Raw genomic sequence first — 10,728 nt, forward strand, 5'->3', positions numbered from 1 at the left:
CAGATTTTCAGTGGCCTCCACAAAAGTGACCAGTTTTTGATGATTTTTAGCAACCATAGATTGGTATACTAACACCTTACATATTTTCGTTTAAACCCTATTCTTCCTTTATCAATTTCCTTTTGAATAGTATCAAATGCATTCACAACACTGCTTTTTTTATTGTCGCGCTTTATTTCAACTGATCCAACAGACTTTGCGGTTTCAACTGCTTTTTCATGTAGCGGCAAATAAGAAATCCCGACAGTGTAAATAAAATTACTCATGGAAGACTTCGTACGAGTAGGAGAATCATGGATTGTTTTTTCCACTTGATGAAGCATATTTACAATCTTATCTGAGCTAAATTCAGAGTCAGGACGATTTCCTAAGAGCCAGCAGTAACAGCTCCAGCCTGCTGACATTCTAAGTTCTTCCCCGCTTGCAATCCATTTATCAGCAACTTCTTGGGCAAGATCCGTTTCAGCTAGTGTAACGGCAACCACATAATCAGATAGCATATAAAAATAGGCGTCTTTTATCCATCGTTCAAAATCATCCGCAGTCATTGTCATGGGATCGGCAATAACACCTGCAAAATACATGGCATCATAGTTCCCTGTAGCATATAACTGCTTCGCTAAAGGCTGATTTTTCTTTATTTTTTTAGCGAGCGGTTTCATTTTACCTGTAGGCACACCAAAAAGAGGTTCTTTCGCCCCATTACCTATGTAAGTTTTTTTAGTTCGTTCCGTTCCGAGCGCTTCTAGCTTCTGCAAAACCGTTTCTAAATCCATTGTTCCACCCTTCCTATTGTAAAATGAAATAATAATAACTTTAGACGACTCTTAATTCAGTTTCTTTTTTCTAAAAGAAACTCCACCTTTATAGATTCACCAACATTTACTTCTTTTCCTACATAATAAAGCTGACATCTTTAAAGATTATCATCCGTTTTAAAGTTATCAAAACAAAAAATGATTCCTTTCACATTTTTTGGTAATCACGATCCATTGTTCAGTTTCACTAATTTCCTAATCATTATACAACTTTCAATTATTATGAGAAACATAGGGACAGGTTTATTGTCCCACTCAATTTACAAAGAATAACGTAGCTGTTATCACTGGCGCAGGTTCCGGATTGGGGGGTGCAGCTGCGTTTCGTTTAGTAAGTGAAGGTGCAAATGTATGTTTATTAGATGTGAATGTAGAACATGTAAATAAGGTAAAGAAACAAATTGATGAAGCTGGTGGCAAGGCCCTAGCAAAAAAATGTGATATTAACTCATCAGAAGATATAAAAGAAGGAATGATGGCGGCGCACGATCATTGGGGTTATATGGATATTTTATTTGCCAATGCAGGTATAGCTGGAGAACTCGCTCCAATTGAGACGATGAATGAGGATGACTGGGACCGCACAATCAACACTAATCTAAAAGGTACTTTTCTTACCGTGAAACATGCGATTCCTTATATGAAAGAAAATGGTGGTAGCATCATTATTACAAGCTCTGTAAGCGGAAGTCGTGTTTTCTCTCAAGCTGGGTTTACCGCTTATAGAGTACGTCAAAAGCAGGACAACTTGCTTTTATGAAAATGGCTGCCTTAGAGCTTGCATCTTATAAAATACGAGTTAACGCGATTTGTCCAGGTGCAATTGAAACAAACATCCAAAAATCGATTCACCACTTCCCTGATGTAAAAGAAGTGGAAATTCCTATTATTTATCCTGAAGGAAATCAACCACTTGAACATGGTCCAGGGAAATCGGAACAAGTTGCTAACCTAGTGACGTTTTTGGCCTCTGAGTTATCTTCACATATTACAGGAAAGTAACGGGGACAGGTTCAGTATCCCACTCCCCATTTTTCTAGTGAGATTCTGTTTGACTGGGACAGAAAACCTGTCCCTTTGTCCCACTTATGCTTGTGAAGTTAAAGGGTGCTTTAGTTCTTTAGGGAGATTTATTTCTTTTTCGCAACGAATATATAAGACTTCACTTCCGTTAAATGTCTTTGTATTTGTATGTAAACCATCAACAGTGAAATGGTAGTAAACGTTCTCTGTAGATTTCAGTGAGATACATTTTACGATTTTTAATAGGTCAACTACCTTTTGGCTAATCACATCATAAATATGCAGTTCATTTTCTTCTTCTACTATTTTAAAAATAACTATTACCTGTTCTTCTTCTAAATAATAAATATCATTTGGAAATGCATTTAGGCAGTAGAATAATAGCAGTTCTTCCGTGTTCATTGCTGCAAATTCATTTGAAATAGGCAATCGATTTTTAGCAAATTGATAGATAAATTGGAGGTCTTTAAAAGTATTTCCATTTAACTTTGTTAATCCAGTAGCATTAACATCAGTACGATGTGAATCAACGATGTTAGAGATAAATTGTGTTTCCTCTATTCTTTTAAACCCAAATTTCGGATAAAAGTCCAATACTGAATGATTTGCAAATAAATACATGATATCATATGAATATTCATATTTTTCCAATACCTTGTTCATTAATTTTTTCGAAAGTCCTTTATTGCGATAATCAGGATGAGTCATAACCGTCCCTATCTGAATGCCTCGCTTTGTTTCTCCATTTATTAGAATGTTCATGAGATTAACTGAAACATTAGCAATCACCTTATTTCCATCAGTATATGAAAATGGAATATACTTTTCTGTCCAAAACCCATTTGCATACCAACTTTCAAAAGTAATACCGAAAATGCTGTTTGCTAATTCATTGAAGCTGTGTCTCAAGTCATCTTTATCCTTGTAATCACAAATAAATTCTAAAGTATCCATTTACAATTTCTCCCCATCAACCTCTATTTTCCTTCCCCTTTTTGCTCCATAACATTGTAAAGTTTTTTTACAAGATCCCTAAATTGCTTTACTTCCTCTAGGGAAAATTCTGAATAATATTTCTCAATAAGATAGCTGTCTACTCTATTATAGTTTTCAAATAAAAGATCCGCTTCACTATCAAGAGTTACAAAAACCTCTCTCCTATTGTTGATATTTACTTCCCTCTTTAAATAGTTTTCTTTTTCAAGTCTCCCAATAAGTTGACTAACTGAACTTAATGATAATCCGGTTTGTTGACTGATTTCATTAATAGTTATGTTTTCACCATTTCGAACTGTTTGTAAAATTAATAGCTGTTTTTGTGTAATTTCATGATTAAATAAGGAGTTAAATTCCATGACCATTTTTGAATTCACCTTAGAGAGAAATTCAAATGCTTCTCTTACAAACATTTCACGTTCCATTGCAATAAGATACCCCCACAACACTTTATGTATATAAACTATTTATAAACGTAAAATATATTTGTGTCAATATGTATGTATCATGAGGACTTCCACTTACTTACGTTAATAAAAAATAAGAGCTCTGCCTACGTTCAGACAAAGCTCTTTTACAACACATTACCAATAATATGGAACAAAAGGATATGGTGGGTAATATAACGGTCGAGGTGCTAACAAGGCTCCCGCTGCTAAACCAGTCAAGAACGGAAATCCAAACCCAAATCCAAATGGTCCTCCGAAACCGAAACCTGGTCTTCCAAATCCAAATCCAAACGGTCGACCAAACCCAAATCCGGGTCTTCCAAATCCAAAACCAGGTCTTCCAAACCCAAATCCAAATCTCTCATCTGTTCGATATAACTGGTCATTGCCTGCATAGTAATTTGTCATCATGTTCATTATCCTCCATTTCTTCTACCGTCCTTACACGCAAGTAAACGATTGAATTTGCCTTAAGCTTATTCCGAAAAATACCCATCTAAAGCCGGTCCAGCGGTACCCTGAAATGGATTGTTGACCAATAAAGATTGGATAAAACCAAAATTGTTGATTACCGCTTAGCCATACATAAGTAAATCTAAACAAACATCTTCTAATACTACCTGGATCCACCGCAAATGCTTGTGCTTGCTGTGTTTGTTGAGGTACAAAAGATGGCGGTGGTGATGTTGGTGGTCCTGCTTGTGCTCCTTGACCAGGTGGTGATGTTGGTGCTCCTCCTGGTGTTCCTAAACCTGGTGGTGACATTGGTGCCCCTCCGGGTGTTCCTTGCCCCGGAGTTGTGAAAGGAGGAGGTGAACTAGGAAAACCTGGCATAAATTGTCTTGCATCATAAGTAGTATATGGATAATCACTTACTTGATAGAGCCTATTACATGAACAATCATCCTGTTCATACATCCCCTGCCAATATAGCTGCTCTTGAGTTGGATACAAAAAGATCACTCCTAGATATTTTTCTCAATTTCATCCTATTCATTGGACATTCGTCTATAAACTTGTACTTGGAAAATTGTGTGAATACCTAGAAACTAGAATCTTTTTTAGAAATAAGCCACACTTACTTCTACCTCGATACATGATGAAGCAGACCCTCACATCGCTAGATTTCATGGGCATATACACAGTCCAATCCATCATTTTTCACATAACAATAAACGAATGACATATCTAACTTTTATACTTTAATGTAAGGAGTGTAACAATGCCTTCTTTTAACCCAGAAAAGCTATTCGTTGATGTAATCCCTCCTGCTACTTCTTTTAAGCCAATCGATGGAAGAAAATATACACTTACTCACTCTGACCTTACTGGTGAATTATTTTTGGATGTTGGTTATATTTTCAACGAAAAGATAATTAACCCGAAGATGCGGGATGAAGTTTTAGCAGAATGGAGAATATCAAAGCAAAACCAACTAAACTTAATAGGAAAAGCTTATGTAGATGGCGGAGAATTCAGTAAAGAAATAGCAGAAGTTCGATTTAACATCTTCAAGAAAGAAATGAATACAGCTTTAAAAGGAATCATTTATGGTGATCTTTCCTTTTTTGTAAACTATCCTACCTTACTTGATGCACCAATATTTATTTACTTTGAATCAAATTACCCGGAATATCGGCAGATTCTTTATTACGGGAATCCCAGAATCTATTTAAATAAAATCCAATCAATTAAACACGATCATAGGTTAAACTTTCAATTTTAAATGACAGGAGGACTGAACGTGATCAATTTTTACTCATTTCACGGAACTATTACAATGATTAGTGACTTTATAACAGGTCAAACTGGTGAAGAAGGTTGTTATAAATTAATTACAATACAAGATGATCTTGGTTCCATCGCAAATTTCGTTGTTTCACCCTCTACTTACATTGTTGATTATGTCATCTTGAATATAGGAGACAGAGTAACCGGTTATTATGATGGAAACGCACCAGTACCTTTTATTTACCCTCCACAATATCGTGCACTTGTTATGGTAAAAGAAACTCCTTATCAGCAAGTGAAAGTAGACTATTTTAATAGTGAGTTTGAAAGTCGTGATGGACAATTAAAACTAAATCTATCTCCGTATACACAAATCCTATTACCGAACGGGCAACCTTTTTCAAAAAACCCTGGAAACCGAAATCTAATTGTAATCTATGGACCTGCTACAAAAAGTATCCCGGCTCAGACATCACCTTATAGGATAGTCGTTTGGTGTTAATCTACTAAAAAAGCAATAAAAAGAACGATGCTCTCCCCGCTCAAATATTAAACATCAATAATTTATTATTTTAACCTTCAATCTCCAATATAAGATGTTAATAATAAAAATGGATAGAATAGAAATAGAATCAACGCTATTTTTTGGCAATAGTATTTTTCTTCGTTATCGGTTTTTGTGGAGTTTGATATGGTATTTAAAACAAAATTGTATGTTGGTTAAAAGTGGGACAGTTCACCTGTCCCTTTTTCACTTTATATGTTGACATGGTGTTGGTGCTACTTATTTTCCATAAAAAGGCTTTTTTGAACTGACCTTTTACAGTAAATAACATTTTTCTCTAAGTGCAGTCATACTATATATCAATTACCTTATCGGAGGATGATCTATGTCCCTTTTGCCTATCGTTGTTTCTTCCATTTGTACAAGCATTGGAGCTCTCCCAGTTTTGTTTATTAAAAACCTTTCACACAAAGGAAAAGATGTGACATTAGCTTTTACGGCTGGGATCATGGTTGCCGCTTCATCATATGGGTTAATTCCATCTGCTATAAAGCTCTCAGATATTACGACTTTAGTGATTGGTATCTTAATAGGTACCTTTGTTCTTACTTTAATAGAAAGTGTAATTCCACACACTGATTTAGATCACTCTAAACATCCCGTAGGACAAGCTCATGTGTTATTATTTATGATCGCTATGTCGATTCATAATTTTCCTGAAGGGCTATCTGTTGGAATATCTAATGTAAGTAGTAATCTTGAGGTAGGATCTTTAGTTGCCTTTGCAATAGGATTACAAAACATTCCTGAAGGTTTTTTAGTGACTTTATTCTTGGTTACACAGGGAATAAATCGGCTGAAGGCTATTTTGTTTTCTGCTGTGACCGGATTAATAGAGTTATTTGCGGGGATGTTCGGCTATTTATTTGGTGAATTCTTTCAACCTGTTGTCCCATATGGATTAGCGTTTGCAGCAGGTTCTATGCTATTTGTAGTTTACAAGGAATTAATTCCGGAAAGTCATGGAGATGGTAATGAAAGAGCGTCAACTATTACCTTTATTCTTGGATTTATTACGATGATTTGTTTGACTGAATTTTTCAGGTAGGTTCAAATAAGTTTTACTATACAAATAGAATTTAAGCAAAAGGAAAGAGCATCCTTAGTACAAGGAATGCTCTTATTTGAATTTATATTATCACAGGTTTCAAATAGCATCCTACTAGATCCAACTTTCTTTAAAATCCTCAATATATGTACGTATATTTGTAGGCTTTTTTCCTGTTACTAAAATTTTAATAGTTGCTCTTTCCCTCACTTTGCTATTTCTTTTTTATCATCATATTATTCAGATACGGAAAACTTACACATTTTATTAGGTTAATTTAGAGAGTTACCTTCTTTTGAGGGGATTTTCTGCATACGTTAATATTAATGACGTGGTGCAAGTAACATCACGGAAACTCCTATTAAACATATCCCCGCACCAACCCAATCATAGACATCTGGTGTTTTTTTATCAATTCCCCACCCCCATAGGACAGATAGAAAAATAAACACACCTCCATATGCTGCATACACTCTTCCGAATGATGGGAAGGATTGAAAGGTTGCAATAACACCGTATAAAGCCAGAGCTAGTCCTCCACCTAATCCCCAGTAAAAGGGCTTACCCTCTCTTAACCACAACCAGATTAAATACCCTCCACCAATTTCAGCAATTCCTGCTAGGATAAACAGCAATATTGCACTAATCATTTTTAACACTCCTTACTAATTCTTAAATTATTTATATAGCTCTTACCTAAAATTCAAAAAATAAAAAGCACCTTCCACAAGAAATGTGCTTTTCTTAGCTTACCACTATTTGACTTTATAACGGCAAACAGCTATAAAATAATAATGTTAGCCGCTCCAATCTGTTTCACATTCGTTTTCTTAATCTCTTGAAAAAAGCTTTAATTAATAAGCACTAATGGAGGTCTACCCTTTCATGCTCATAATAGACAAAAATCAAAAGAGAAGTAGTTTACCAGATCATATTCTAGAAGGTTTGGATCTTAATATGGGGATGTATTCAGTTAAACACTATATTGCCCTTGTCACACTTTTAATGCTTGATGTGCCAATTTGTTTTAATTTACTATTAACAACATTTAAATACCCCGTATTTTTGTATCCAGCTCTTGTAATTCTAGGTGCAATACATATTTGGGCGATTCGACTACTCATAAAAAAATATAAACAGACGCAAATTGAATGTCTTCTCTACTTTGGCTTTTTAGGTTTCATTGGATCTTTTATCAATTTTTTCTTAATGATGGTTTCACATTTTTCCATCGGTATCACATCACCGCTTTATTTTGTTTTTATGATATTTTTCTATTTTTTCTCCATTTATCTATTTAGTATGAGAGAGCATAAAAAATACTCTTCGCTAAAATTTCGTAAAGTTAGATTTCCTTACTGGCAGGATTATGTTTCTATGTTTACCCCAGGTGTTGTTTTCGCTCTTTTTGTTCTTTTATCAGGGCCATATCCGCTTTTCCCACTAGGTATACTGTCTCTGTTTTTTTGCTGGACATTTGCTTACTTTTTTACTTTCTTTATGGCGAAAAGCTTTTATCGATATGTTTTTATTAAACGAAATATCTATCATGTTAGATTTGAAGATAAAGAGTTGAATCGTAAGTATCGAGTGCAGAGGCAAATGGAACTAGAAGAAAAGACAGTTAAATGATGCTCATCCTTTCTATATAATAAAAATGGGACAGTTCACCTGTCCCTACGTCCCACTTACCCATTCAATCGTACTTGCAAGAATTCTAATAAAGTCTTCATGTACCAGCCCTTCTTCGTTATGAGCAGGTGTAAGACAGCATACTCGACCTTCACCATAATGATGAGACCAGCCTGCAATTGAGTTGCCATCTACTGATTGTGATTTTAAAAAGACATTTGTATTCTCTTCGTCTACTTTTACAAAATAATGTTCATCTAGGATTTCAAATGACACAGGACCAAACAAATCATTTCCTTCTAAACTAGTATATTTTACTTGAGCATGTTTAACAGGATGATATTCAAAATGTCCTTTTAACATTTTCGTATAGCTACTTTCAATGGAATAAGAAGCAAGTCCTGAATGCCAGGCTAACCATCCGACTCCCTGGTTAACATATTGAGCAATGGCTTCTGCTACATCTTCTGTCATCCATGTTTCAACGTTTTCGTCGGTTGGATTGAGTCGATCTTCCTTAAATAAAATCACCGCGTCTGGTTTTTTTGACAATTCTTCTTGTATCTGACTCGTTTGAATGATCTTACATTCTATATTTTCTTCTTTATTTAGTAATGTTAACGCCTTATTTAAGGCAGAGATACTCCATTCCTTAGGGTGATAGTAATCACCTAAAAGTGCAACAATTCTTTTCATACGAATCCCTCCTATAAAATCCCTATCATTTTTTAACCCCCAAACAGTGTTTGAGGGTCAATTTTTTATTGTGGCATTGCCTCTCCTTTAATGGTAATAAAAGAAGAGTTATGAATGATTTTCGTTTTTCTTTCAATAATATCCATAATACCATGTGCCGATTCCTCCGGTGTACCTGGAGCCTTATCTCCACCCATATCTGTTTTGATCCAGCCAGGATGAACCGCATACACAGAAACCTCGTCATCTTTTAAATAATTTCTAAGCTGCTCGGAAAACATGTTTAATGCGCTTTTTGAAAGGGCATAAGGATAATCCCCACCATAAGCATTTTGAAAACTTCCCGCTTCAGATGAAATGTTAATCACGGTTGAATCTGACTCTTTGTAGAGAAGCGGTAAGAAGTACTTAACCACACGCATCGGTCCAAAAAGGTTTATATTGAAGGTTTGCTCCACCTTTTCAATATCAATTTCTTCAATTGTTTTTGAACGCTCATCTAAAATTCCTGCATTGTTGATGATCACATCGAGCGAGATGTTATCTGCTTTGAACTTTTCCGCTGCTGCTTGACAGGTTGATTCCTCCGCAACATCAAGTTGAAGGATCTCGATTTTATTTGGGAAAAGAGAGCTTAGATGGCTGAGGGCATCACTTTGTTTCTGCGGATTTCTTACACCAGCAAAAACAGTGTGTCCCCTCTTTACCGCTTCTGTTGTAAGTGCCAGACCTAACCCACGGTTAGCACCTGTGATGAATAATTTCATAAAAGCCTCCTTATACTGGTTTTCTTCCTAATTCTTGCAGTCCCAACATGACACCAAGCTGTGGAACCGAGTCGAAGAAGCAATAACGACCAACTCCATATTCTCCTTTATGTACTAAAGGAACACCCTTATCTTCTACAAAATTTATGTGTTCTTCAAATCCATTAACCGTAAACGTAATAAATTGAACACCTTGCCCATGTTTTTGCTTAAACTCTGTATAAGGACTTACTTCGTCAAGTGGCTCTAAAAGCTCGACTGTAACAGGACCCATTTGAAGATTTGCCAATTTTACACGTGCTGGAACATGTTCCCCCCGAAACACGGTGTAAGTTTCACCTGTTGGGTCAGGACTATATTCCTCAGGTGGTAGCATAATCTTGGGCATTTCAACACCAAATAATTTGGAAAAGTTTTTTGCAGCAGCATGAATATCATCAACGACTAAGCCAATTTTCATCAGATTGTTGTTTTCTATTTTATTCAAGATCTCTTCCTCCTATTTATCATTTTCAAGAAGCTCGAGCATAATCTTTAAATCCTTGAACGTGTCCATATACGCATAGCGCCCACCTGTATATTCCCCTTTTTGTACAAGAGGCATATTTTTTCCTTCCATTACCGCTACTTTTTCTTTCATTCCATCAATCACAAACGCAATATGATGTGGTCCTTCTCCATGTTCATTCAGGTGATTTCTCCACGTGCTCGGATGATGATCTGGTTCTATTAATTCTAACTGAAGTGATCCCATATCAAAAAATGCCAGCTTTGAACGTGCTTCAGAAGTTGCTCCTTCGAATTCTGTTTGAGCCTTATCAACTGAATCGGTCCAATTCCATTGCGGCTTTTCAACTCCAAAGAAATCCGCATAAGCCTGTGAAACCGTTTCTATATCATGAACTAAAATACCAATTTGAGCGATTACATTTGTACCTAACACACCATTTTGAGATTGAGTTTGATTTGGCATACTTTTTCCTCTCCCTCTATAAATGTTGAT

The 10,728-nt window shown here is 35.7% G+C and carries 14 protein-coding genes and 1 pseudogene; 5 read left to right on the plus strand and 10 right to left on the minus strand.

Features of this window, described 5'->3' with window-relative positions:
• Positions 1-68 precede the first annotated feature (68 nt).
• Positions 69-776, minus strand: coding sequence for a DNA alkylation repair protein (locus COD11_RS20720; protein WP_098798788.1), 708 nt, complete (start codon positions 774-776; stop codon positions 69-71).
• 325 nt (positions 777-1,101) lie between these two features.
• Here COD11_RS20720 and COD11_RS20725 point away from each other — a divergent pair.
• Positions 1,102-1,820: pseudogene (locus COD11_RS20725) on the plus strand (SDR family oxidoreductase).
• 84 nt (positions 1,821-1,904) lie between these two features.
• On the opposite strand, the gene COD11_RS20730 reads toward COD11_RS20725, so the two are convergent.
• From COD11_RS20730 to COD11_RS20745, 4 genes are all read right to left on the minus strand, one after another.
• Entirely contained in the window at positions 1,905-2,795 is an 891-nt protein-coding gene (locus tag COD11_RS20730) for a GNAT family N-acetyltransferase (RefSeq protein ID WP_098798789.1), read from the minus strand.
• A gap of 23 nt (positions 2,796-2,818) precedes the next feature.
• Positions 2,819-3,262: a MarR family winged helix-turn-helix transcriptional regulator gene (locus tag COD11_RS20735; protein ID WP_098798790.1), complete on the minus strand. Its 444-nt coding sequence runs from the start codon at positions 3,260-3,262 to the stop codon at positions 2,819-2,821.
• A gap of 159 nt (positions 3,263-3,421) precedes the next feature.
• On the minus strand, positions 3,422-3,694 hold the full coding sequence (locus COD11_RS20740) for a hypothetical protein (protein WP_098798807.1): 273 nt from the start codon (positions 3,692-3,694) through the stop codon (positions 3,422-3,424).
• A 33-nt stretch (positions 3,695-3,727) separates the two neighbouring features.
• The gene (locus COD11_RS20745; RefSeq protein WP_255301660.1) at positions 3,728-4,240 is read right to left on the minus strand and encodes a hypothetical protein; all 513 of its coding nucleotides are present in this window, start codon (positions 4,238-4,240) and stop codon (positions 3,728-3,730) included.
• 268 nt (positions 4,241-4,508) lie between these two features.
• Here COD11_RS20745 and COD11_RS20750 point away from each other — a divergent pair, with 268 nt between their 5' ends.
• From COD11_RS20750 to COD11_RS20760, 3 genes are all read left to right on the plus strand, one after another.
• Positions 4,509-5,012: a staygreen family protein gene (locus tag COD11_RS20750; protein WP_098798792.1), complete on the plus strand. Its 504-nt coding sequence runs from the start codon at positions 4,509-4,511 to the stop codon at positions 5,010-5,012.
• 18 nt (positions 5,013-5,030) lie between these two features.
• Positions 5,031-5,519 (plus strand): hypothetical protein, encoded by a 489-nt coding sequence (locus COD11_RS20755; RefSeq protein ID WP_098798793.1) that lies wholly within the window; start codon positions 5,031-5,033, stop codon positions 5,517-5,519.
• A 388-nt stretch (positions 5,520-5,907) separates the two neighbouring features.
• Positions 5,908-6,630, plus strand: a complete 723-nt coding sequence (locus COD11_RS20760; RefSeq protein WP_098798795.1) for a ZIP family metal transporter — start codon at positions 5,908-5,910, stop codon at positions 6,628-6,630.
• 323 nt (positions 6,631-6,953) lie between these two features.
• Here the strand turns inward: COD11_RS20760 and COD11_RS20765 are convergent, their stop codons facing one another.
• Positions 6,954-7,280 (minus strand): YnfA family protein, encoded by a 327-nt coding sequence (locus tag COD11_RS20765; protein WP_098798796.1) that lies wholly within the window; start codon positions 7,278-7,280, stop codon positions 6,954-6,956.
• Between the two features lie 235 nt (positions 7,281-7,515).
• Here COD11_RS20765 and COD11_RS20770 point away from each other — a divergent pair, with 235 nt between their 5' ends.
• Positions 7,516-8,262: a hypothetical protein gene (locus tag COD11_RS20770; RefSeq protein ID WP_098798798.1), complete on the plus strand. Its 747-nt coding sequence runs from the start codon at positions 7,516-7,518 to the stop codon at positions 8,260-8,262.
• A 45-nt stretch (positions 8,263-8,307) separates the two neighbouring features.
• On the opposite strand, the gene COD11_RS20775 is transcribed toward COD11_RS20770, so the two are convergent.
• The 4 genes from COD11_RS20775 to COD11_RS20790 all read right to left on the minus strand — a co-directional run bounded on the left by COD11_RS20775 (position 8,308) and on the right by COD11_RS20790 (position 10,698).
• Positions 8,308-8,958, minus strand: coding sequence for a ThuA domain-containing protein (locus COD11_RS20775; protein ID WP_098798800.1), 651 nt, complete (start codon positions 8,956-8,958; stop codon positions 8,308-8,310).
• A 65-nt stretch (positions 8,959-9,023) separates the two neighbouring features.
• Positions 9,024-9,725 carry an SDR family oxidoreductase gene (locus COD11_RS20780; protein WP_098798802.1) on the minus strand — a complete coding sequence of 234 codons (702 nt, stop codon included), beginning with the start codon at positions 9,723-9,725 and terminating at the stop codon, positions 9,024-9,026.
• Positions 9,726-9,735: 10 nt separating this feature from the next.
• Entirely contained in the window at positions 9,736-10,212 is a 477-nt protein-coding gene (locus tag COD11_RS20785) for a VOC family protein (RefSeq protein ID WP_098798804.1), read from the minus strand.
• 12 nt (positions 10,213-10,224) lie between these two features.
• Positions 10,225-10,698: a VOC family protein gene (locus COD11_RS20790; protein WP_098798805.1), complete on the minus strand. Its 474-nt coding sequence runs from the start codon at positions 10,696-10,698 to the stop codon at positions 10,225-10,227.
• Positions 10,699-10,728 lie beyond the last annotated feature (30 nt).

Origin of the sequence: Bacillus sp. AFS040349 (assembly GCF_002577655.1) — a bacterium.
Lineage (GTDB): Bacteria > Bacillota > Bacilli > Bacillales > Bacillaceae > Metabacillus.

Coding starts and splice junctions, on each gene's coding strand:
- COD11_RS20720 (WP_098798788.1), bottom strand. CDS start 776: ATGGATTTAGAAACGGTTTTGCAGAAGCTAGAAGCGCTCGGAACGGAA.
- COD11_RS20730 (WP_098798789.1), bottom strand. CDS start 2,795: ATGGATACTTTAGAATTTATTTGTGATTACAAGGATAAAGATGACTTG.
- COD11_RS20735 (WP_098798790.1), bottom strand. CDS start 3,262: ATGGAACGTGAAATGTTTGTAAGAGAAGCATTTGAATTTCTCTCTAAG.
- COD11_RS20740 (WP_098798807.1), bottom strand. CDS start 3,694: ATGACAAATTACTATGCAGGCAATGACCAGTTATATCGAACAGATGAG.
- COD11_RS20750 (WP_098798792.1), top strand. CDS start 4,509: ATGCCTTCTTTTAACCCAGAAAAGCTATTCGTTGATGTAATCCCTCCT.
- COD11_RS20760 (WP_098798795.1), top strand. CDS start 5,908: ATGTCCCTTTTGCCTATCGTTGTTTCTTCCATTTGTACAAGCATTGGA.
- COD11_RS20765 (WP_098798796.1), bottom strand. CDS start 7,280: ATGATTAGTGCAATATTGCTGTTTATCCTAGCAGGAATTGCTGAAATT.
- COD11_RS20770 (WP_098798798.1), top strand. CDS start 7,516: ATGCTCATAATAGACAAAAATCAAAAGAGAAGTAGTTTACCAGATCAT.
- COD11_RS20775 (WP_098798800.1), bottom strand. CDS start 8,958: ATGAAAAGAATTGTTGCACTTTTAGGTGATTACTATCACCCTAAGGAA.
- COD11_RS20780 (WP_098798802.1), bottom strand. CDS start 9,725: ATGAAATTATTCATCACAGGTGCTAACCGTGGGTTAGGTCTGGCACTT.
- COD11_RS20790 (WP_098798805.1), bottom strand. CDS start 10,698: ATGCCAAATCAAACTCAATCTCAAAATGGTGTGTTAGGTACAAATGTA.